Source organism: Clostridium nigeriense (assembly GCF_050585245.1).
In the GTDB taxonomy this organism is placed as follows: domain Bacteria; phylum Bacillota; class Clostridia; order Clostridiales; family Clostridiaceae; genus Clostridium; species Clostridium nigeriense_A.
This window is the reverse complement of record NZ_JBNOOF010000002.1, coordinates 400,118-422,676: the sequence shown is the minus strand read 5'-3', so window position 1 is coordinate 422,676 and position 22,559 is coordinate 400,118. Positions and strand designations below refer to the sequence as shown.

Here is a 22,559-nt window from a genome sequence, read left to right as displayed (position 1 = left end):
TACAAGTATAAAATTATAATTTTTCTCCAAATATAATTAAGCATCAAAAAACTATGCTAATACATCCTATCGTCATATAAAACTATATTGTTGTAAATTTATATATAGTTTCTTTATTATATTCCTCACCTTTTTTTAGAAATGAATACTTTGCAAATATATTATCTCTTCCTATTGGTGGACTCTGAGTTTCTATTGCTAAAGCATCTCTTCTACTCGGCTTCTTATTACATTCTAAAATCTCCTCATCTGGGAAATTAAGAGAATATAAAACAACACTATTTTGATTAGTATATACATCCATTTTTCTTCCTGATTCCTTATGATAAAGTCTCATCTTAACATCGTTCCCACCATTTAAGATCCAACAATGATCATATCCTTGTCCAATTTTTAATTGATAATCATCTTCTTCAATATCTCTACCTATTGTCTTAGGATTTGTAAAATCAAATGGCGTTCCTTCTATCTCTATAATTTCTCCAGTAGGAACTTCATTTTCGTTAAGCTCTACTAAAAAATCACTATCAAGATATAAATAATGGCTTAAAATATTTTCTTTACAATTTCCACTTAAATTAAAATAACTATGATTAGTTAAATTTACCAATGTATTTTCATCACAAGTAGCCTTATATGATAATTTTAGTTCGTTATTTTCTGTGATAGTATATCTTACTTTAAGATTTAGATTTCCTGGATACCCTTCTTCCCCACAAGGGCTTAAATAATTAAATTCAATATAGGCTTCTTCTTCATTAGCATTAGTTATTACATCTAAAAACTTTTTACTAAAGCCAATAGCTCCTCCATGTCCTTGATTTACTCCATAGTTTTTATTAAGCTCCAAAACATTATCATTTATTGTAACTTTTCCTTCAGCAATTCTTCCTGAAGTTCTTCCTATTAGAGCGCCATAATAAGATGGGTTTTCTTTATAAGAATTAATATCCTTATATTTCATAACAACGTTTTCTATAACTCCATCTTTATCTGGAACTAATACATCTGTTATTATTCCTCCATAATTTAAAGCATTTATTCCGAAACCTTTTGAATTTCTCAAGTTGTAGCTTTCAACCTTTTTTCCATTAAATTCTCCAACCAAAAACTTTAATATCTCCATAGTTGCACTCCCAAAACTCTTATTATATTTATAAAATATAAACCGTTATCATTATATTCCTAATATATACTTTCATAGTAAAAGAGTCAATTACTTCAATGTAATTTTTAATATTTTACTAAAATTTTATTAAAATAACTAGTTATTATCATAATATTAAAAGCTGCCAATAAATTATTAGCAGCTCTATTTTTATTAGTTAAATAATTCAAATCTATATTTTTGTTCTACATCTGGATATTTATTTTTGTCTACATCACTTAGAAACATATTTATAGGTCTAGCGTATATTCCTTTGTCGTCATAAAGTGCTTTATATAAAACTAAAACATCTTCCATTTCTATGTCATGATAATATAAGTCCCCTCTTTTATAAATATCTATAAACTTATTTAATTCTGTGTGGTATCCTTGTAGCTTAGTACTATTATCTATAATAGATTTGTCTTCCTTTGGCTTACTTACTGCCATTACAGCATAATATTTATTTTTAAAATGTTTATAAATAGCAGGATACTTTATACTTCTCATTTTATCACCTATTCCTTTACTTACCTCTTATATATTTCTTGGAAAGCCATTTATATATTGTTTAGGTACTTTTATCTTTTTACCTAGCTTAGTAGCAGCATCAAAAGCCCAATAAGGATTTCTAAACATCGCCCTACCTATGGCTACTAAATCAGCATCTCCATTTCCTATAACTGAATTTGCAAGATCAGGTTCATCTAATCTTCCAACAGCTATAACATCAGTATTTACATTTTCTTTTATAGCTCTTGCAAATGGAACTTGATATCCAGCATGAGTTCCTGGTCTACCTGCTGCTGCAATCGGTCCCTCTCCTCCAGCACTAATGTGGAATATATCAGCTCCAGCCTTCTTATATGCCTTTGCAAGTTCTATACCAGTTTCAATTCCATATCCACCTTCTACATATTCAATAGCAGAAAGCCTCATAATTAGTGGCATATCTTCTGGCATTTCACTTTTAGCTACTTTTAAAACTTCTGAGCCAAACTTAGTTAAGTCTTTTCCATATTCATCATCTCTTTTATTAGTTAATGGTGAATGAAATTGATGTATTAAATAACCATGAGCTCCATGTATTTCTATGGCATCAAATCCAGCCTTAACAGCACGTCTAACTGCCATTCTAAACTTTTCAACTATTTCCTTAACTTCACCTGTAGTTAATTCTCTTGGAGTTTTACTGTTTTCATCAAAAGCTATTGGTGAAGGGGCTACTGGTACCTTTGCATCCTCAGCCTTTCTACCAGCATGAGCAATTTGTATTGCTACCTTTGCTCCATATTTATGACATTCATTTACTATTCTTTCTAATGGTTCTATTTGCTCATCGCACCATAACCCTAAATCATAATCACTAATGCGTCCATCTGGCTCCACATCTGTCATCTCAATAATTATTAAGCCAGTTCCGCCAACTGCTCTACTTACGTAGTGAACAAAATGCCAATCATTTGCTATTCCATCCTTCTTATCTACTGAGTATTGACACATTGGTGGTAAAACTATTCTATTTTTTAATTTAAGTCCCTTAAATTCATAGGGAGTAAATAAATTTTCCATTAAAAAACCACCTTTCTATATTATTCCTTAATCTTAGTATAAATATACTACTTTTATAAATCAAGTAGCATTAATTTTTATTTAAGAATTATTATTATTTTAAACCTATAAAAGTAACCAAAATATGTATTTGACATAAAACTTGTCTTTAAATTATTATATATTCAGTAGTTAATTATTTTGCCAGGTAGATTTTATTACATACTGCTTTTCTATCTGGCATTCTTAATAATTAAAACTCTTATTATATATCTTCCTATTATCTACTTTTAGCCTGTCCTAATTTGACTATTAAATCATGCATAAAATTAGATCCTCTAGATATTAAAATAGCTGTTAATATTACACCTAAAAAAGGTATAGTAGTATTAATTTCAAGTAAACTTAAAATATCTACTCTAACATCTATGCATATAACTAAAGAAACTATTAAAGCTCCTATCCTATCCATAGATACTTTTCCTTGTTGCCATGTCATCTTCAACGTTTCCCAAACACTTTCAGATATTAATGCTAAAATAAATATGATAAATAATTTTTCCACAATATCCTCTCCCATATTTTCTTCAAATTCCTTTATTAAATCATATTTATCTTAGTATACACTTATTCATTATAATTTTTTATTATTTATCTTCTTCATTACCTAATAATCTCATTCTTATTTCCATATTCTTTTCTTTTCTAGTTGCTCCCTTAAAGAATATTAATATTAAAGTAATACTTATTAGCCATATTGTTGCAATAAAAAATAGCATTTATTTCACCTCTCCTATAAATGCTATTAGTATTCTCCATTAATCAAAAAAAATTCTATTTTTAATAATAAAAAAGATGTTCAAACATTAAAGTCTTGGACATCTTTTTATTATCATTTTATATTAGATTACTTATTTACTACTATTTTATTTAATCGCAGTATCTATAATAGAAACTAAAGCTTCAATTCCTTCAGGTTCTAAATGAACACCATCTTCTGTAAAAAATTCTGAATGATCAATTGCAGTAGAATACCAATTTATTAATGTTACATTATCTCTTTCTTCTGCTTTTCTCCTCAATGTTTTATTTACATCACCTTCCCATGACCTCGGTACACGGACGTTTACTAAATAAACCTGTGCTGCAGAGAAAGAATCAAGTAAATTATCAATTTCTTTATCAGTAAAATAACCATTTGATCCTAATTCAATAATTACTGCTTTATTAGGGTTATTAAATTCTGCATAAGTATTTACAAGTTCATTAGCTTGACTCATTTGCCTTCCAACTTTTCCATCAATTGTAATATTGTCGTATTTATCACTTAAGGCTGAGCTAATATCTAGCATAATAGAATCCCCAATAGCTAATATTTCCTGGTAAGAATTATTCTCAGTTGAAGAATTTATTTCTAAATCATATGTAACAGAACTTTCCTCTTTATTATCTGTAACAGAACTTTTCTCTTTATTAGTCAAAACTACTTCTGTTTGAGTAGTTTCAGATATTTCTGTTTTTTCTTTGACTTTTAACACATTATTAATGTTAATAGTCATAATCATAGTAATTAAAATAATTACAGCAACTGAAGCCCTTCTAACTAAATATCTTTTTTTACGGTTAGTAATATTTTTAAATCGTATATTCTTAATAAACTCTTGGAATCCATATTTTTGTATAGGTATTTCTATATAATTATATGAAAGATTTGCAACAATAAATATAATTATAAGCTGTAACCCTACACGCAAATATGATGGATTTCCTATTTCATAAATAGGAGTACTTAAAACAATAATAGGATAATGCCAAAGATAAATTCCATAAGATCTTTTTCCAATCCAAGTCAGGGGTTTCCATGAAAATATATGTCGTAAATAACTATCAGGATTACAAACACAAGCTATAAGTATAGCTGCATTTAAACTAATTAAAAATAATCCCCCTCTGTAAAGAAATGTATTATACTCATTAACAAAAACTACACAAAGTATGAAGATTGTTAAACTAACTCTACCTGTTATATTTAGCATCTTTTTTTGCTTATTAGAATTTTTTCTTGAAAAAGATCTTCTAACAATGAATGTTTTCATTGGACAAATAATAGCTAACCAACTTCCTATTAATAATTCAAATGCCCTAGTATCAGTACCATAATATATACGACTCGGATCTATACCTGGCTTATATAATATCCCCATTAACATCGCTGAAAGTAATGCTAAGACAAAAATCATCTTAGCTAGCTTGTCTCTTTTTTTAAAAATCTTATGTCCTATTATAAGTATACTAGGCCATAAAATATAGAATTGTACCTCTATTGATAAAGACCATAAATTCTTAAAAGGTGATGGAGACCCAAAACTATCAAAATAAGAAAGCTTATGAAAAATAAACCACCAGTTACTTACATAAAAAATAGATGAAACTCCATCTCCTAGAATATTAATTAACAAATTTGGCTTAAATAGAATTACCAAAATAAAAGTAGTTATTATCATTACGAAGGCTGCTGGAAATAAACGCCTAATACGACTACGCCAAAATTCCTTAAATTTAAAACTTTGTTTATTTTCTTGTACAGATAAAACTTTAGAGGTTATTAGATAACCTGATATAACAAAAAATATATCAACCCCTAAAAAGCCTCCTCCAGCCCAGCTAAAGCTAAAATGATAGGCAATTACTATTAATACAGCAACAGCTCTTAATCCATCTAACCCATTTATATATCCATTATTATTTATCTTTTTCAACATATCGATTTCCTCCTGCGTACATCCCTTTATCTATATAATAGGAGCTAAATAGATGAAAATTTTTTAATTAAATTTTCTTTTTTATCTAAAATTTTTTGTAAATATTCCCCTTAAAATATTAATATACGAGGACTCTAGCTGTAATACTAAAATCCTTTATTAAAAAATTTATTTGATATACTCATTACTAACCAATACATCAGATAATATATCTGTTGAAATTGTAAATTCTACAATTCCCATATACCCAGGAGCTACCTCATATTTATTAAAGGAAATTACTAACTGTGATTGATCATTAATATAAAAATTCTGATTCTCAGATATTTCTTTAAATATATCCATATTACCATTTCCACTTTCATCATCAATCCAATAAACCTTTTTTGAATCTGACTTCATTTGCCCTCTCATCTGTTCTTTAATATTTTCGCTTATTATTTCTATATATTTATTGTCTTTAAATAAACTAGGAAGAGTAATTAAAATCTCATTTTTCTTATCTATGGTATCATATTCAAATGTTGTAGATGAAGTTCCTACAGTATTCACTACATAACGTCCTATGGAAAGTATATTTTCATTATCTGTTTTAACTACGTATCCACTTTCTATACCTAGATGTCCATCATCTATTTTCTTCAATCCTTCCATATCAGTTATAAAATCTTCATATAGCTTTTTATTTTCAGAAATATATTTTTCATTTAAGCTATCTTCTAAAGCTTTATTTTCTAAACCTTCTATAGAAGGTACTTCTATATTGGCTTTATATTTATCTTCATTTATATTATATTCTTTAAAAGTTATTACTTTTACTATACTGCTTACTACTGGTATTTTAGATAATTTATCTGCAAATGCCGGACTACTATTTACTCCCACTGTAAGTATTCCTGTAGATATAGCTAAAGAAGCAACTGCAACTCCTGATCTTTTATATATAGTTTTTATTCTAGTGTTATACACCCCAGAATCCCTAAAAGCATTTTTTACTACCAAATCTAGTTCCTCTGGAATAGGTATTTCATTATATTCTTTCTTCAATTCCTGTAAGTTTTTATCTGCCATATTAAACCTCCTAATAATTTAAATCTCCTCATAATCATTCATTTTTATCCGCAATAATTTAAGTGACTTATATAATCGTGTTTTTATTGTATTGGTATTCTCATTAAGAATTTCTGCAATCTCCTCTATTTTTAAGTCTTCAAAATATCTCAATATTACCACAGTCCTATATTTTTCTGGTAAATTACCCATTGCTCTTTGCAAATCAAAGTTTTCATACTTGTCATCTATTTCTGAAACAAAACTTGCTAAAACTTCATTATCAACCGGAATTACTTTCTTTTGTTTTCGCAGAAAGTCAATAGATGTATTTACTATAATCCTATAAAACCAAGTATTTATATAACTGATACCTTGAAGAGAATCAACATGTGAAACTGCTTTATATATTGATTCTTGCATAATATCCAAAGCATCATCAGCATTTTTAACATAACTATACGCTACTCTATAGTATTTTTCCTTATTACTAATGATATACTCTGCTATTTGCTTTTTTAAATTTTCTTTATGCATTAGTGCTAAATTCTCCTTTGCTTTAAGTACATATCTTTCTTGCTTTATACTATATAAACGTATATAAATAGTAAAAAGTTTTATTTTTAATAAATAAATTTCATATTTTAAATTATTTATATAAAATTTCTTCTATTCTTTATAATAAACTTTATGTAAATTGATTATTCAAACCTATAAAAAAAGTGGACACATATAAGTTTGCTTATGACCTCGCTACGCTCAAGTCATCACAACCCATTATACGTTCACTATTAATAATAAAAAGCATTTAGCCTAATACTAAATGCTTTTTTAATTTTATTTAGTTGAATTTCTATGATTTTCATTCAATTACTTTTAGCCTGTCCTAATTTAACTATTAAATCATGTACAAAATTAGAACCTCTAGATATTAAAATAGCTGTTAATATTACACCTAAAAAAGGTATAGTAGTGTTAATTTCAAGTAAACTTAAAATATCTAGTCTAACATCTATGCATATAACTAAAGAAACTATTAAAGCTCCTATCCTATCCATAGATACTTTCCCTTGTTGCCATGTCATCTTCAACGTTTCCCAAACACTTTCAGATATTAATGCTAAAATAAATATGATAAATAATTTTTCCACAATATCCTCTCCCCATTTTCTTTAATTTCCTTTATTACATCATATTTATCTTAGTATTCACTTATAACTTTTCTTTATATAAACCTTTGTTTTAGTATCTAATATATTCATAAAAATAAAAAGAACTCTATTTCTAGAGCTCTTAATTTCTACTTAATATTACGTTTTATTTAATCTGCTATCAGCTTATTTTCTTCCATTTCTTTTTCTTTTTTAGTAGCACCTCTAAAGAATATTATCATTAAAGCTATTCCTATTAACCATGCTAGTAAAATAATAATTAGCATTTATTTCACCTCTATTTTTTTGAATGCTATTATTATTCCTCATTAATAGAAAAAAATTCTTTTTTTAATTTATATTATAAGAAAAACACTAGACGTTAGCCTAGTGTTCTTCATGTACGAGATAAGCCGTAAGCGGAGTTCTGTATTAAGCAATCATCTATCTAGGCTTACTGTTGCCAATAAGCTCAAGCGGTACACCCGGAAACGGGGCGGGCAACCCCTAAATGTTTCCCTATTCGACCTTGCTCCAGGTGGGGTTTACATAGCCATCATGTCACCACGATGCTGGTGAGCTCTTACCTCGCCTTTCCACCCTTACCTAAGGAATACATTCTAATAAATTAGAATGTATAAGTTTCACTAACCAAATCATAGATTTGGAGTGTCACTTAACTTAGGCGGTATCTCTCTGTTGCACTTTCCTTCAAGTCGCCTTGACTGGACGTTATCCAGCACCCTGCCCTATGGAGCTCCGACTTTCCTCTCCTAGATCTAAGTCTAGCAGCGATTGCATGTCTTACTCGCAAAACTTATATTATCATAACTTTATAAATAACACAAATGAAAATTTTTACATTTTAAACAAATTGAAGTATTAAAACTAACATTAGTAGTATTACCCAAGAATAAAATCCTATACCAGAAAGCAAAAGAGTTAATACTATAAGTACGAATATAACTAATCTTGCTCCAGGATTAATGCAATTTTTTAAAAATATAGGTCCTCCATCACCAATTTTTTTCCCTATACCATCAAATATATCCTTAATTCCTTCTTGGAATACTTTAGTCCAGGATCCTTTCTTTTTTTTATAATAAGATTTACCCATAGCACATCTCCCAAATTATTATCCTATATTTAGTTTATGCTATATACTTATAAATAGTTAAAATAAATAGGCATCAAAAAATGATGCCTATTTTAATTTTATGCAAATGTATATGGATCCTTGCTATATTCTGAAATAATTATTTCCACATCCTTCAGTTTATCTTGCAATTTATTTATTACTTCTATAAATACTATCCATTCTGATAAGAAGTGTCCAGTATCTATTATTGATACTCCCATTTCCTTATAATCACTTGCAAAATGATATGTAGTATCTCCTGTTATTATACAATCAGCACCTTTTTTATATGCTATATCGAAAAAGTCACTTCCGCTGCCATTAATAACAGCAATATTTTTAACTTTTTCCGAAGCTTTTACTACTTTCAATCCATCTATATTAAGCTTTTCTTTAACTTCTTTCACTAAATCTTCCAAGGCTATTTCCTTGTCTAATCTAATAATTCTTCCAAGACCTTCATTTGAATTTCTAGCATTTTTGTTCACTTCTATAAGTTCTTTTGAATCATAACCTAATATATTTACTATTGTTTCATTTAATCCACCACTAGCAGAATCTAAATTAGTATGGCTAGAATAAAGGTTTATGTCATTTTTTATAAGCTCTATTATTTTTTTACCTACTAATGTATCTGTTGTTATACTGCTTGGCTTTATAAATAGTAGTGGATGATGGGTAATTATCAAATTAGCCCCTTTTTCCTTTGCTTCTTCAATTACTTCTAATGTACAATCTAGAGATAAAAGTATTTTCTTTACTTCTTTTTCTCTATCTCCAACCATTAATCCAACATTATCAAAATCTTCTTTCAAATTTAATGGAGCAAAATCTTCAATTATTTCAATAATATCTTTAACTTTTTTCATAATTATACTTCCTTATAAAAAATTAATCATATTTGAAATTATATTTATTTTTTCTTCTATAGTTGCTTTTCTTTCTTTAGCAGTGATTGTACTTTCTGTTATAAAACTAAGTATTTTTTTATAATTATCTACTTTTGCATTTAAGAAATCCTTCATTAACGGATGCTTTTGCATTAATAATTTAGGACTAATCTCATAATAAATTGAATCTAGTTTCATTGATTCCCCTGATTTTTTTCTTACTTTAAATAATTCATAATATATTCCATCTTCTTCACAAAGATCTTCACATATTATTTCATAATCATTGTTATAAAGATATTCTCTTAATACTTCAGGGTTTTGAGCAGGTACAAGTATTAAATAACCTATTGAACTCACTTTATCAATACTTTCTTCAAGTATATCTCTTATTAAGTTTCCTCCCATACCAGCAATAATTGCTACTTCCACCTCATCTTTTTCTAAAGGCTTAAGTCCATTACCTAATCTAAATTCTAATTCATCTCCCACTCCTTCTAAGATTGCATTAAGTCTAGCCTTATCTAATGGGTCTTTATTTACATCAATTGCAATAGCTTTACTACATAATCCATTTTGAACAGCATATAAAGGAATATAACCATGGTCTGTTCCTATATCTGCTAAAACAGATGTATTATCAATGTTATCAATTATAAAATTTAATCTTTTGCTTAGTTCCATAAATTTCTTCTCCTTGCTAAATTAAAATTAGCACCTTTTGGTGCTAATCTAAATAATCCTTTAATTTTTTACTTCTTGAAGGGTGTCTTAATTTTCTAAGGGCCTTTGCTTCAATTTGTCTTATTCTTTCTCTAGTAACATTAAACTCTTTACCAACTTCTTCAAGAGTTCTTGCTCTACCATCATCTAAACCAAATCTAAGTCTTAATACCTTTTCTTCTCTTGGAGTTAAAGTATCTAAAACATTAATCAATTGTTCTTTAAGCATTGTAAATGCAGCTGCCTCTGCTGGTGCTAAAGCATCATCATCTGGTATAAAATCTCCTAAATGTGAATCTTCTTCTTCACCGATAGGTGTTTCTAGAGATACAGGTTCTTGAGCTATTTTTTGAATTTCTCTAACCTTATCTACTGGTAAATCCATAACCTTTGAGATTTCTTCTGGGAATGGATCTCTTCCAAGCTCTTGTAATAATTGTCTTTGAACTCTTATTAACTTATTTATAGTTTCTACCATGTGAACTGGTATTCTAATAGTTCTTGCTTGGTCAGCAATAGCTCTTGTAATCGCCTGTCTTATCCACCATGTAGCATATGTTGAGAATTTAAAGCCTTTTCTATAATCGAACTTTTCGACAGCCTTAATAAGTCCTAAATTTCCTTCTTGAATAAGGTCTAAAAATAGCATTCCTCTTCCAACGTATCTTTTAGCAATACTTACAACAAGTCTTAAATTCGCTTCTGCTAATTTCTTTTTAGCTCTTTGATCCCCTTGTTCTATTCTATTTGCTAACTCTATTTCTTCTTCTGATGATAATAGAGGAACTTTACCTATTTCTTTTAAGTACATTCTAACAGGGTCATCAATTGCAATACCTTCTGGAATAGTTAAATCTAATTCTTCTTCTATTTCTTCTTCAGCACTTGGTTCACCAATTACCTCTATTCCCATAGATTCTAACACTTCATAAATCTTTTCTATTTGTTCTGGACTTAAGTCGATATGTTCAACTTCATCCATTATATCTTTATATGTTAAAGTTCCATTTTTCTTTCCTTTATCAAGCAGATTCCTAACTATATTCATTTTATTACTTCTATCATCATTTTCCTTTTTAACCTGCTTAGCTTTTGTTTTTTCATCTAACATATTTTTACCTCCTTCCGTTATTGCCAACCGCACCTACACCTCTCTTTAGCTACTCATTAATTTTTTTAATTCAATTGCAATCTGTATAGATTCTTCAATCTTTCCTTGTGCTTCCAATACTTTTTGTTTTTGCTTTAGTTCTTTTAATCTTTGGTTTAATTTATAATTCTCTATCTGTTTTATTAAATCTTGAATTAATTTCTTATTATCTTTTCCATTAAGAACTTGTTGCTCTTTAATTTTAACTATTTCTTCAATAGTCTTTACATTTTCACTCTTTGACTCTAAAAAAGTTACTATATTATTTATGTTTCCCTTTTTAGCTTCTTTAATAATAGAAAATATCTCTTTATGTTCTGGAAGAATTAACTCATCTTGACTTATTAGCTGAGAAATATAATCAAAGTATTCTTCTTCTAAACATAATTTTAATAAAGATCTTTCTGCCTTTATAAAAGCAGGCTCATTATATAATTTTGTTCCATTTTCTTCCTTATTATTCATAAATTCTTGATTTTTAATATTTTTTGTCATTTCTTTTGATAATAAATCATATAATGCTTGTTCTCTTATACCTGTATTCTCAGATATCTTTTTTATATAAATATCTTTTTCTATTGGATTAACATTTGCTAAAATTTCTGTTACCCTTTTACCATACTTAACCAAATCATTGCTATCTTTAAAGTTTATATTTTCCCCTGCTTTTTTTATTCTGTATTCTACTAAGCCTTCTGCTTCATTAATCAACTTCATAAAAGCTTCTTTTCCGTTGCTTCTTACATACTCATCAGGATCTTTTCCCTGTGGAATACTTAAAACTCTAACGTCAAAGCCTGCATTTTTTAATATTTCTAACCCTCTCATAGTAGCTGTTTGACCTGCTACGTCTGCATCGTATGATATTATTACTTTATCTGCATACCTTTTTAAGAGTCTTGCTTGATTAACTGTAAGTGCAGTACCTAAAGATGCTACAACATTTGTAATTCCATATTGATGCAAAGATATTAAATCCATATATCCTTCCACCATAATGAAGTATCTTTCCTTCATATTACTTTTAATTGCAAAGTTTAAGCCATACAAATTAGTTCCCTTTTGAAATACTAATGTTTCTGGAGAGTTTAAGTACTTTGGCTTAGAATCATCTAATACTCTACCACCAAAACCTATTACCTTACCCCTATAATCAAAAACTGGAAACATGACTCTATTTCTAAATCTGTCATATTTATTTCCTGTTTTTTCTGAGGTTAAAACTAGACCAGCTTCTAATAATGTATTATCATTAAAACCTAGCTTTCTTAAATGAAATAATAAACTATTCCAACTATCCTTTGCATATCCTAATCCAAATCTTTTTATAGTATCTTGTCTTATACCTCTATTTAAAAAGTATTCTAACGCCATTTTATTAGATTTTAAATTTGAATAAAAAAACCTACCTGCTTCTACATTTACTTTATAAAGTAATTCCTTCTTTTTTGCAGTGGGATTTACTCTATTTTCATCCTCTAATAAAATATTTGCTCTGTCTGCTAAATACTTAACGGCATCTACAAAATTCATATTTTTATTTTTCATAACAAAAGTAATTACATTTCCTGATTCCCCACAACCAAAGCATTTATATATTTGTTTTTCTTGTGAAACAGAAAATGAAGGAGATTTTTCATTGTGAAATGGACATAATCCTGAAAAGCTTCTTCCAGCCTTTTTAAGCCTTACTGACTCAGATATTATATCTACTATGTCATTTTCTTCTTTAATTTTTTCTAGAATCTCTTCAGAAATCTGCAAGGAGATTCACCTCCTTACTATAAATTTTCGTCAACTTATATTTATTTCGACATTTTATATAAAAATCCTTCTTTAAATAAAAATTTTTATATTTTTTTATTAATTCTTCTTTATTTATATTCTTTATCAAGGTTCAAATTCCTTCATTTCTTCAAATTTTATTTTACCCAAAATATTAATATATTACCAATTTCGGAACAAATATAGAATTAAAAGTATTTAAACAATAATCATCGCTCATTCCTGATATATAGTCTGCTACAGCTCTTTTTAATCCTTCTTCTTTTGCTATTTCTTTATATATTCCAGGAAGCTCATCTTCATGAGTATAGTAGTATTCTATCAAGTTTTCTAAGACAAATTTTGCCTTATTTCTTTCTACCTTTAAAATATCCCCTAGATATACATTTTTAAACATAAATCTCCTAAGCTCTGTCATAGCTTCCCAAACCTCTTGACTAAAGGCAATATCAAATTCATTATTGTTTAAAGTCTTAGTAGTATTAATAACTACATCTTTAACTAACGTATCTATTCTTTGTGAATGAGTTTTTCCAAGTACTTTTATTACTTCTTTTGGAAGTAAATCTTCACTTAAAAGTCCAGCTCTTATAGAATCGTCTATATCATGATTTAAATAAGCTATCTTATCACTCACTCTAACCACTCTTCCTTCTAAAGTCTTTGCTTTATTATTGCTATTATTACTTAATCCGCTATGATGTAAAATTCCATCTATAACCTCTTCAGTTAAATTTAGACCTTTACCGTTTTTTTCTAGCTTTTCAACTACTCTAACACTTTGCTCATTATGCCTAAACCCTTCATCTAAAAATTTATTTAATACCTCTTCACCATTATGTGCAAAGGCTGCATGCCCTAAGTCATGTCCTACTGCTATTGCTTCTATTAATTGTTCATTTAAACCAATTCCTAGTCCTATAGTTCTTGCTATTTGAGATACTTCCAATGTATGTGTTAATCTTGTTCTATAATGATCACCAAAAGTTTTTATATAAACTTGCGTTTTGTGCTTTAAACGTCTAAAAGATTTACTATGAATTATTCTATCCCTATCTACCATAAAACATGTTCTCATTGAATCATTTTCTTCTTCTCTTTTTCTTCCTAAGGTTTCGCTGCTAAATTTAGCTTGAGAAACTAATGTCAACCTTTCAAAACCTTCCATTTTTTCTCTTACATTCATATATCTCACCTCTATATTACATATTCTATATTTTTCTCTATTTTCCTCTATTTAAACATATTTTATAATAATATATTTAATACCAAGTATATTTTCTTTTTTTTACTAATATCTTAATAATAAGTAATTATAAAGGAGAGAATAATGGGAAACTTATTATCAAATAAAAAAGATGAGTTGCTTCCTATAGATGAAATAAAGCATAATATTTTAAGATATTATAATTTAGAACATGCCTCTATTGTTAATATAAAATTTAAGGATACTGAAAAGCAAAGAGCAGTTTATAGAATAGACTTTAATAAAAGAAGTTATTGCTTAAAGAAAGTATATTATGATGAAGAAGACCTTTTATACGTTTATTCTGCTATGGAATGGTGCTTTAGAAATGAAATAGATGTTCCAAAACTCCTTCCTACTATTACTGGAAGTAGGTATGTTAAGTATAAAAACATGCTTTTTATACTTACCCCTTGGCTCAATGGAGAAAAATGTGATTTTGATAATTTAACTCACGTATTATTATCTTCTAATACCCTTGGTAGATTACATAAATCCTCTAAGAACTTCAAACCTATAGATGGCAGTGCTAACAGAGAAGGATTTGATAATTATAGTGAATCTATAGCTAAGCACTTTAATCAACTACTATTAAGTATAAACAATGCTCATAAATATAATGATAGATTTTCCAAGCTATTTTTAGACAATATAGATGAAAACTTAGAGCTAGCTAAAATCTCTTTTGAAGTATCCTCTTCAATAGATTTAAATAATTTATCTAGATCTCTTTGCCATGGAGATTATGTAAATAAAAACATCTTAATTATTAACAATAAAGTATCATTAATAGATTTCGATAAATGTGCCATGGACTTTTGCTCAAGAGATATTTCTTACTTTTTAAGAAGGTTATTAAAAAGGGAGAATACTAATTGGCAAATTAATCTAACCTTAAATATATTAGATACTTATATAGAAGAAAACGAATTAACCGAATCAGATTTAAGATATATAGTAGCATATATTGCTTTTCCTCAAAAATTCTGGAAGCTATCGCGAGATTACTATAAAAACATACGTAAATGTAATAAAAATTCTTTTATTTCTCTTATGGAAAAGGGGCTTAATAAAAGTAAAAATCAACTAGAATTCACTTATGAAATCATAAATACCTTTAGAAAGCACTACAATATAAAAATTTAGAATGTAAAATGTATAATAAATTAAGAATGTAGAATTGAGGTAAAAACTCCCTTAGGAGTTTTAAAATAAAATTATTTTTAGTAATTTGGAACAAATTGCATCAATAATTCTTCATTTTTAATTCTTCATTTTCCATAAAAAAAGGCTGCCTTTCAGCAGCCTTTTTTTTATTTATCTTTTATTTCTAACTTGAGCTTGTGCAGCTGCTAATCTAGCAAGTGGAACTCTAAATGGCGAGCATGAAACGTAGTCTAATCCAATGTTATGGAAGAATTCTACTGATGATGGATCTCCACCATGCTCTCCACATATTCCAAGTTTAAGATCACCCTTAACTGATCTTCCCTTTTCAACTGCTATCTTAACTAAAGCACCAACTCCTGTTTGGTCTATCTTAGCAAATGGATCTTGTTCGTATATCTTCTTATCATAGTAGCTACCTAAGAACTTAGCAGCATCATCTCTTGAGAATCCAAATGTCATTTGAGTTAAATCATTTGTACCAAATGAGAAGAAATCTGCTTCCTTAGCAATTTCATCAGCTGTTAATGCAGCTCTTGGAATTTCTATCATAGTACCTATCTTATAGTCTAACTTAACTCCCTTTTCTTCCATTACAGCTTCTGCAGTCTTAACTACTACATCTTTTACATATTTTAATTCTTTTATTTCTCCAATAAGTGGAATCATAATTTCTGGAACTATATCATAGCCTTTACTATTTTTAACTTCTATAGCCGCTTCTATAACTGCTCTAGTTTGCATTTCAGCTATTTCTGGATAAGAAACTGCTAATCTACAACCTCTGTGACCCATCATTGGATTGAATTCATGTAATTCATTAACAGTAGCCTTTAACTCTTCAAAAGTTATATCTAAATCGTTAGCTAAAGCATGAATATCCTCATCATTATGTGGTAAGAACTCATGTAGTGGTGGATCTAAGAATCTTATAGTTGCTGGCATTCCTTCTAAGGCCTCATAAATTCCAACAAAGTCTTCTCTTTGCATTGGTAGTAATTTATCAAGAGCCTTTCTTCTTTGCTCTTCACTCTTAGCAACTATCATTTCTCTAACTGCCATAATTCTATCTTCAGCGAAGAACATATGCTCAGTTCTACATAACCCAATACCTTCTGCCCCAAATTCTACTGCTTGCTTAGTATCTCTTGGAGAATCAGCATTAGTTCTAACCTTTAATTTTCTTATTTCATCTGCCCATGCCATAAATGTAGCAAAATATCCTGATATTTCTGGTGTTACTGTATTAACAGCTTCCCCATAAACATTACCTGTTGATCCATCTATAGAAATATAATCATCAGCATTATAAACTTTTCCATTTACTTCTACTGTTTTAGCATTTTCATCAACTCTTAATGATCCACACCCTGCTACACAGCAAGTTCCCATGCCTCTTGCAACAACTGCTGCGTGAGATGTCATACCACCTCTTACAGTTAAAATACCTTCTGCTGCTATCATACCTTCGATGTCTTCTGGTGAAGTTTCAAGTCTTACTAAAACTACACTTTCTCCTCTTTCATGTCTTTCCTTAGCTTCTTCAGCAGTAAATGCTATCTTACCACAAGCAGCTCCTGGAGATGCTGGAAGTCCTTTCGCTATTGGCACAGCTTTCTTTAAATACTCAGTATGGAAAGCTGGATGAAGTAATGAATCTAATTGATTTGGTTCAACTTTTAATATTGCTTGTTCCTTAGTTAACATTTTTTCTTCAACTAAGTCAACAGCTATTTTTAATGCTGCTTGAGCAGTTCTCTTACCATTTCTTGTTTGTAAGAAGTATAATTTTCCTTCTTCAATAGTTATTTCCATATCTTGCATGTCTTTATAGTGATTTTCTAATGTATGAACTATATCAGTAAATTGCTTATATATTTCAGGATTTTGTTCTTCTAATTTTGAAATTGGAAGTGGTGTTCTAATACCAGCAACAACATCCTCACCTTGAGCATTCATTAAATATTCACCATATATTTTATTTTCTCCAGTTGCAGGATCTCTTGAGAATACAACTCCTGTTCCTGAAGTTTCACCCTTATTACCAAATACCATTTCTTGAACGTTAACTGCTGTTCCCCATTCTCCAGGAATATCATTTAATCTTCTATAAACTATAGCTCTTGGATTATTCCATGATCTAAATACAGCTGTTATAGCTTCAATTAATTGAGTCTTAGGGTCTTGTGGAAACTCTTCTCCTCTTTCCTTCTTATAAAGGTTCTTATATCTTCCAACTAGCACCTTTAAATCATCAGCAGTTAATTCAGTGTCAAATTCAACACCTTTTTCTTCTTTAATTTCATCTATTAGATTTTCAAATAATCTCTTTTCAATACCCATAACAACATCAGAGAACATTTGAATAAATCTTCTATATGAATCATATGCAAATCTTGGATTACTTGTTAAGTTTGCCATAGCAACTACTGATTCATCATTTAAACCAAGATTTAGAACTGTATCCATCATACCTGGCATTGAAACTCTAGCACCTGATCTTACAGACACTAAAAGTGGCTTAGTTAAGCTGCCAAACTCTTTACCTGTTAACTTTTCTAACTCAGTTATTTTTTGATGAATTTCTTCAATAATTTCTGGTGCAATTACTTTTCCATCCTCATAATATTTATTACAAGCTTCTGTAGTAACTGTGAATCCTTGTGGTACAGGGATTCCTAGTAGAATCATTTCTGATAAATTTGCCCCTTTACCTCCTAGAAGGTTTTTCATTGACCCATTTCCTTCATTAAAAAGGTAAACATACTTCTTTTTCTCCATCTCAATACTCCTCCGTTCAATAGAATTGATATATATACTAACAGTACTTTTATACTGTAGCTACCCTAAAAAATGATACCCATAGTTTTTTAATTACCCTCACCTAACTTAACAAAAAGTTTAGTTATATTAGTCTTTGATATCTTTCCAATAATTCTAAATTGAGGCTTTTCCTTTGGATCAGTTTCTACTTTTTCAACTATTGGAATGCTGTCTATTTCATGCTCAATTATTTTCTTTGCTAAATCATATGCACTATCTTCTGCATATCCGCAAATTATATTTGGCATTCTTGTCATAATAACACCCACCGGTACCTTATGTATATCAGTTCCTCCAATGGCATTTTTCAAGAAATCTTTTCTTGAAACAGCTCCAACCAAAACTCCATTGTTTTCTATAAATAATGTCCCCACATCATTTAAAAACAAGAATACGATTGCATCGTATACTGTGGTTTCCTCATTAACAGTTACTGGTTTAGACATAATTTCACCAGCTAATACCTTAGATATATTTTCTAAAACTACAGTGTTATTTGCTTCTCCTAAATATACATAACCAACCTTAGGTCTAGCATCTAATATCCCTATCATAGTTAAAATAGCTAAATCTGCTCTTAATGCAGCTCTAGTTACTCCAAGTTTTTCTGCCAAAGCTTCACTTGTCACAGGCTGTCCTTTTTTAACTAACCTTACTATTTCCTCTTGCCTTTCTGATAACTTCAAATTTATCCCTCTTTCTAGGTTTACATGGAATATTCAGATAATTTTGATTAGTTTGATATTTACATACTAATTATAACATTTTCTAATAGTTTGACTATACTTAATTTTCTGAAAAATCAATCATATTAGCCGAATATTCCCATTTCCTTTATTTTATTCTGCTCTATCTACTATTTATCTTACTTTTACTCTTATTTACTCTTCATCATCAAATTTTACAGTATATGTAAAAGAATTTTTATCTATCTCTTCACTTTTTTTAGATTCTTTTTTATATACATTGTAATTATCCGGAGAAAATTTATCATTTTTTACTTCATCTACTTTGTTCTTAACCTTACTTGCTACATCAGTTGCAACGTCTTTTATATCACCAACAGCTTTGCTTATATACTTATTTACAACTTCTACACTACCATCAGCCATAGTTATTTCTACTGTTATTTGCGTTACTACTGCAGCAATAAGTACAAAAGCTAATACAGGTGGAATAATAACAGCAATAACTCCTGCGGCAATACCAGCATTGACAGGGACATCAACTATTTCTTTTCCATCTTTACTTATCTTAATTCTTGTAACATTTCCTTTATTTATTAAATCTTTTAACCACTTTTTAAATTCATCTATAGTTTCTGATTTTACTTTGCTATCAGATTCTGTACTAGCTTCCTTTATACTTTCAATATAAATAATAGCTTCTAATACATCTCCATTAGTTGCTTCAAGTGCATTCTTAGCCTCAGCATATGTAGCACCTGTCCTTTCTTTTACTTGATCTACCTTTTCTAAAGTTATTTCCATTTATAATCACTCCTTTATATAATTTAACATTTCTAAACTCTTTGGTTTTTTAGAATAATTTGAAGATATGATAAATGTTGTAATTTTCCTTATATCTCTTTTTACATCATCGTTTATATTTAATTTATATATCTTATCCATAGGTGTCTTCATTAAAAACTTTATTGAATTATATGCTGGCTTTGATATATAAATACCATGTTCTCTTGCACATTCCTCACATACGCCTCCATAGTGAGAAAGTGATATATAATTTGATACAGATATTTTTTTTCTACAACTAACACAATTATCTAAACTTAACCCATATCCTGTTTCCTTTAACAATTTTAGTTCAAAGGATCTTATTAACATTTCATAATCTAATACATCTGTATTCAATAAATACATACATGTCAAAAAGCTTTTAAATAAGTTTTCATTAACTTCACCTTCTTCAACGCATATATCTATAAGCTCACATATATAAGATGAGTATGTTAGTTTATCCAAATTATCTAGTAACCCTTGAAAAGAATTTATTATTTTTCCTTCTTGCAGATTATATAAATTTTTCCCTTTAAATAATATATACTCTCCATAACAAAGTGGTAAAGTAAGAGATAAAAATTTACTCTTACTTTTTCTAGCACCTTTTGCAATGGCAGTTACTTTTCCTAATTTATCTGTATATAACCATACTAATTTATCATTTTCTTTAAACTCCATAGTCTTAATAACTACAGCATTCACCTTATGTAGTGACAGAAAAATCATCCCCTTATTTATTTAACCTTTTTATATCCTAACTCCTTTAGTAGGTTTTGATTATCTCTCCACTCTTTTCTAACCTTTACCCATATTTTTAGATTTACTTTTTCATGTAAAAATCTTTCAATTTCATATCTTGCTGTTTCACCAATTTTCTTTAAGCACTGACCATTCTTACCTATTATAATACCTTTATGTGAATCTTTTTCACAAAGCATATCTACTTCTATATGCCAAGTACCATTAGGACTTTGCTTCATTTGAATAATATCTACTGCTATACCATGAGGTATTTCTTCTCTTAATGTTCTTAATGCCTTTTCTCTTATTATTTCTGATACTACAAACCTTTCTTGAACATCTGTTATCATATCATCTGGATAGTACTTTGGACCTTCTGGCATAGCTTCTACCATTAATTTAACTAATTTATCTACATTCTTTCCCTTTAAAGCTGAAATCGGAATTATCTCTTTAAAGTTTAATTCTTGAGAATACATTTGAAGAGTTTTAGCAACTCTATCTTGAGTAAATTCATCTATTTTATTTACTACTAAAAATACAGGAGCTTTTTGATTTTTTAAGGTTTCAATTATAAACTTATCTCCCCTACCTATTTCTTCTTCAGGGTTTATTAAGAATAATACAAGGTCAACTTCCTTTATTGAATCCTTTGCTGAATTTACCATATATTCACCCAACTTATGTTTAGGCTTATGAATTCCAGGAGTATCAACAAAGACAATTTGATGATCTTTACCTGTTAATATAGTTTGAATATTATTTCTTGTTGTTTGAGGTTTATTTGATACTATAGAAAGCTTTTCTCCCATTATCTCATTTAATAAAGTTGACTTACCAACATTTGGTCTACCAACTATTGTTACAAATCCTGATTTAAACATTTTTCCTCCTAGTTTAACCCCAATATAGGCTTATTAGCCCTTGGGATATTAAAAATATTTTTATTTATAATATTTACTTTTTTAAATTATAGCATTGTTATAAAGTTTTATCATCTTTTTAAGAAAATTAAATCTTAAAAATAGTAAATATAAACAATGTCAATAAAGTTCCAAATAATGCTCCAACAATAACTTCGAAAATAGAATGTACATTAGAATCTACTCTACTTTGTGCAGTTATTAGTGCCATTAAATAGCTTAGCATTATACATATTGGTTCTTCTGTAATTAATGAAATTGCAGTTGCTATTGAAAAAGACAAAGCGCTATGTCCACTAGGCATACCACCTCTTAACGGTGTTCCTTCTCCATAAATAGACTTTACTATTAAAGTTGCAATAGTTACAACTACTAATGCTATTAATACCATATATGGTTCTGATTCCTTCATCTTATGAATTACATCATAAGAAATTAATGAAATTTTATCCCAGAAAATAATATAACCTACTACTAAAGCATTTATAGCAGTAATTAGAACAGCACCTGCCGCTGCATTTTTTGCTATTTTAGCTAATGGATGATAGTGATTTGTAGACATATCTATTGTAGCTTCTATAGCCGTATTTACTACTTCAGCAGCTAATACCATAGTAATAGTAATTGCTAATATAAGAAATTCTACTTTTGATATATCTATTACGAAACAAGCTAAAAGAACACATAGTGATGTAAATAAATGAATTTTCATATTTCTTTGAGTTCTAACAGTTTGTATAATTCCTGTAATTGCATAATTAAAGCTTTCTACTAGCTTTTTAATCTTCATAA

Annotated in this window: 22 protein-coding genes and 1 other RNA gene; 1 reads left to right on the top strand and 22 read right to left on the bottom strand. The window is 28.8% G+C overall.

The features are described from left to right. Positions 1 to 82 precede the first annotated feature (82 nt). The 16 genes from ACQPUY_RS05300 to ACQPUY_RS05225 form a co-directional block, all read right to left on the bottom strand. On the bottom strand, positions 83 to 1,126 hold the full coding sequence (locus tag ACQPUY_RS05300; protein WP_430839982.1) for an aldose epimerase family protein: 1,044 nt from the start codon (positions 1,124 to 1,126) through the stop codon (positions 83 to 85). Positions 1,127 to 1,321: 195 nt separating this feature from the next. Then, the gene (locus ACQPUY_RS05295) at positions 1,322 to 1,657 is read right to left on the bottom strand and encodes a DUF1653 domain-containing protein (RefSeq protein WP_430839980.1); all 336 of its coding nucleotides are present in this window, start codon (positions 1,655 to 1,657) and stop codon (positions 1,322 to 1,324) included. A 27-nt stretch (positions 1,658 to 1,684) separates the two neighbouring features. Beyond that, positions 1,685 to 2,719, bottom strand: coding sequence for an NADH:flavin oxidoreductase/NADH oxidase (locus ACQPUY_RS05290; protein WP_430839978.1), 1,035 nt, complete (start codon positions 2,717 to 2,719; stop codon positions 1,685 to 1,687). A gap of 259 nt (positions 2,720 to 2,978) precedes the next feature. Beyond that, on the bottom strand, positions 2,979 to 3,263 hold the full coding sequence (locus tag ACQPUY_RS05285; protein ID WP_430839976.1) for a hypothetical protein: 285 nt from the start codon (positions 3,261 to 3,263) through the stop codon (positions 2,979 to 2,981). Positions 3,264 to 3,345: 82 nt separating this feature from the next. Beyond that, positions 3,346 to 3,477, bottom strand: a complete 132-nt coding sequence (locus ACQPUY_RS05280) for a hypothetical protein (RefSeq protein ID WP_430839974.1) — start codon at positions 3,475 to 3,477, stop codon at positions 3,346 to 3,348. A 147-nt stretch (positions 3,478 to 3,624) separates the two neighbouring features. Further along, positions 3,625 to 5,460, bottom strand: coding sequence for an acyltransferase family protein (locus ACQPUY_RS05275; protein ID WP_430839972.1), 1,836 nt, complete (start codon positions 5,458 to 5,460; stop codon positions 3,625 to 3,627). A 168-nt stretch (positions 5,461 to 5,628) separates the two neighbouring features. Next, positions 5,629 to 6,531 (bottom strand): RsiV family protein, encoded by a 903-nt coding sequence (locus ACQPUY_RS05270; protein ID WP_430839970.1) that lies wholly within the window; start codon positions 6,529 to 6,531, stop codon positions 5,629 to 5,631. A gap of 18 nt (positions 6,532 to 6,549) precedes the next feature. Continuing rightward, positions 6,550 to 7,047, bottom strand: coding sequence for an RNA polymerase sigma factor (locus ACQPUY_RS05265; RefSeq protein ID WP_430839968.1), 498 nt, complete (start codon positions 7,045 to 7,047; stop codon positions 6,550 to 6,552). A 329-nt stretch (positions 7,048 to 7,376) separates the two neighbouring features. Continuing rightward, positions 7,377 to 7,661, bottom strand: coding sequence for a hypothetical protein (locus tag ACQPUY_RS05260; RefSeq protein WP_430839966.1), 285 nt, complete (start codon positions 7,659 to 7,661; stop codon positions 7,377 to 7,379). A 400-nt stretch (positions 7,662 to 8,061) separates the two neighbouring features. Then, positions 8,062 to 8,472, bottom strand: an RNA gene (rnpB, locus tag ACQPUY_RS05255) — RNase P RNA component class A. A gap of 54 nt (positions 8,473 to 8,526) precedes the next feature. Then, entirely contained in the window at positions 8,527 to 8,778 is a 252-nt protein-coding gene (locus tag ACQPUY_RS05250; RefSeq protein ID WP_430840264.1) for a hypothetical protein, read from the bottom strand. Between the two features lie 98 nt (positions 8,779 to 8,876). Further along, a complete protein-coding gene (locus tag ACQPUY_RS05245) occupies positions 8,877 to 9,668 on the bottom strand; it encodes a Nif3-like dinuclear metal center hexameric protein (protein ID WP_430839964.1) in 792 nt (263 codons plus the stop codon). 12 nt (positions 9,669 to 9,680) lie between these two features. Then, a complete protein-coding gene (locus tag ACQPUY_RS05240) occupies positions 9,681 to 10,373 on the bottom strand; it encodes a tRNA (adenine(22)-N(1))-methyltransferase (protein ID WP_430839962.1) in 693 nt (230 codons plus the stop codon). Positions 10,374 to 10,416: 43 nt separating this feature from the next. Beyond that, on the bottom strand, positions 10,417 to 11,523 hold the full coding sequence (rpoD, locus tag ACQPUY_RS05235; RefSeq protein WP_430839960.1) for an RNA polymerase sigma factor RpoD: 1,107 nt from the start codon (positions 11,521 to 11,523) through the stop codon (positions 10,417 to 10,419). 45 nt (positions 11,524 to 11,568) lie between these two features. After that, on the bottom strand, positions 11,569 to 13,326 hold the full coding sequence (gene dnaG, locus ACQPUY_RS05230; RefSeq protein WP_430839958.1) for a DNA primase: 1,758 nt from the start codon (positions 13,324 to 13,326) through the stop codon (positions 11,569 to 11,571). A 175-nt stretch (positions 13,327 to 13,501) separates the two neighbouring features. Continuing rightward, on the bottom strand, positions 13,502 to 14,533 hold the full coding sequence (locus ACQPUY_RS05225; RefSeq protein ID WP_430839956.1) for a deoxyguanosinetriphosphate triphosphohydrolase: 1,032 nt from the start codon (positions 14,531 to 14,533) through the stop codon (positions 13,502 to 13,504). A 144-nt stretch (positions 14,534 to 14,677) separates the two neighbouring features. On the opposite strand from ACQPUY_RS05225, the gene ACQPUY_RS05220 reads away from it, so the two are divergent. Beyond that, positions 14,678 to 15,739: a CotS family spore coat protein gene (locus tag ACQPUY_RS05220; RefSeq protein WP_430839955.1), complete on the top strand. Its 1,062-nt coding sequence runs from the start codon at positions 14,678 to 14,680 to the stop codon at positions 15,737 to 15,739. 171 nt (positions 15,740 to 15,910) lie between these two features. Here ACQPUY_RS05220 and ppdK read toward each other — a convergent pair whose 3' ends face one another. The 6 genes from ppdK to ACQPUY_RS05190 form a co-directional block, all read right to left on the bottom strand. Further along, positions 15,911 to 18,541 carry a pyruvate, phosphate dikinase gene (gene ppdK, locus ACQPUY_RS05215; protein WP_430839953.1) on the bottom strand — a complete coding sequence of 877 codons (2,631 nt, stop codon included), beginning with the start codon at positions 18,539 to 18,541 and terminating at the stop codon, positions 15,911 to 15,913. Positions 18,542 to 18,630: 89 nt separating this feature from the next. Continuing rightward, the gene (locus tag ACQPUY_RS05210) at positions 18,631 to 19,269 is read right to left on the bottom strand and encodes a helix-turn-helix transcriptional regulator (protein WP_430839951.1); all 639 of its coding nucleotides are present in this window, start codon (positions 19,267 to 19,269) and stop codon (positions 18,631 to 18,633) included. Between the two features lie 195 nt (positions 19,270 to 19,464). Further along, entirely contained in the window at positions 19,465 to 20,073 is a 609-nt protein-coding gene (locus tag ACQPUY_RS05205) for a DUF4342 domain-containing protein (protein ID WP_430839950.1), read from the bottom strand. A 6-nt stretch (positions 20,074 to 20,079) separates the two neighbouring features. Beyond that, complete coding sequence (gene recO / locus ACQPUY_RS05200) at positions 20,080 to 20,829, bottom strand: DNA repair protein RecO (RefSeq protein WP_430839948.1); 750 nt, start codon at positions 20,827 to 20,829, stop codon at positions 20,080 to 20,082. A gap of 8 nt (positions 20,830 to 20,837) precedes the next feature. Then, entirely contained in the window at positions 20,838 to 21,728 is an 891-nt protein-coding gene (gene era, locus ACQPUY_RS05195) for a GTPase Era (RefSeq protein WP_430839946.1), read from the bottom strand. A 127-nt stretch (positions 21,729 to 21,855) separates the two neighbouring features. After that, a complete protein-coding gene (locus ACQPUY_RS05190; RefSeq protein ID WP_430839944.1) occupies positions 21,856 to 22,557 on the bottom strand; it encodes a diacylglycerol kinase in 702 nt (233 codons plus the stop codon). Positions 22,558 to 22,559: the final 2 nt, after the last annotated feature.

Bases quoted from the DNA above. Each gene is read 5' to 3' on its own strand.
- rpoD (WP_430839960.1), bottom strand. From the start codon at position 11,523: ATGTTAGATGAAAAAACAAAAGCTAAGCAGGTTAAAAAGGAAAATGAT.
- ACQPUY_RS05225 (WP_430839956.1), bottom strand. From the start codon at position 14,533: ATGAATGTAAGAGAAAAAATGGAAGGTTTTGAAAGGTTGACATTAGTT.
- ACQPUY_RS05250 (WP_430840264.1), bottom strand. From the start codon at position 8,778: ATGGGTAAATCTTATTATAAAAAAAAGAAAGGATCCTGGACTAAAGTA.
- era (WP_430839946.1), bottom strand. From the start codon at position 21,728: ATGTTTAAATCAGGATTTGTAACAATAGTTGGTAGACCAAATGTTGGT.
- ACQPUY_RS05265 (WP_430839968.1), bottom strand. From the start codon at position 7,047: ATGCATAAAGAAAATTTAAAAAAGCAAATAGCAGAGTATATCATTAGT.
- ACQPUY_RS05240 (WP_430839962.1), bottom strand. From the start codon at position 10,373: ATGGAACTAAGCAAAAGATTAAATTTTATAATTGATAACATTGATAAT.
- ACQPUY_RS05205 (WP_430839950.1), bottom strand. From the start codon at position 20,073: ATGGAAATAACTTTAGAAAAGGTAGATCAAGTAAAAGAAAGGACAGGT.
- ACQPUY_RS05275 (WP_430839972.1), bottom strand. From the start codon at position 5,460: ATGTTGAAAAAGATAAATAATAATGGATATATAAATGGGTTAGATGGA.
- ACQPUY_RS05280 (WP_430839974.1), bottom strand. From the start codon at position 3,477: ATGCTATTTTTTATTGCAACAATATGGCTAATAAGTATTACTTTAATA.
- ppdK (WP_430839953.1), bottom strand. From the start codon at position 18,541: ATGGAGAAAAAGAAGTATGTTTACCTTTTTAATGAAGGAAATGGGTCA.
- recO (WP_430839948.1), bottom strand. From the start codon at position 20,829: ATGATTTTTCTGTCACTACATAAGGTGAATGCTGTAGTTATTAAGACT.
- ACQPUY_RS05190 (WP_430839944.1), bottom strand. From the start codon at position 22,557: ATGAAGATTAAAAAGCTAGTAGAAAGCTTTAATTATGCAATTACAGGA.
- ACQPUY_RS05245 (WP_430839964.1), bottom strand. From the start codon at position 9,668: ATGAAAAAAGTTAAAGATATTATTGAAATAATTGAAGATTTTGCTCCA.
- ACQPUY_RS05270 (WP_430839970.1), bottom strand. From the start codon at position 6,531: ATGGCAGATAAAAACTTACAGGAATTGAAGAAAGAATATAATGAAATA.
- ACQPUY_RS05300 (WP_430839982.1), bottom strand. From the start codon at position 1,126: ATGGAGATATTAAAGTTTTTGGTTGGAGAATTTAATGGAAAAAAGGTT.
- ACQPUY_RS05290 (WP_430839978.1), bottom strand. From the start codon at position 2,719: ATGGAAAATTTATTTACTCCCTATGAATTTAAGGGACTTAAATTAAAA.
- ACQPUY_RS05220 (WP_430839955.1), top strand. From the start codon at position 14,678: ATGGGAAACTTATTATCAAATAAAAAAGATGAGTTGCTTCCTATAGAT.
- ACQPUY_RS05295 (WP_430839980.1), bottom strand. From the start codon at position 1,657: ATGAGAAGTATAAAGTATCCTGCTATTTATAAACATTTTAAAAATAAA.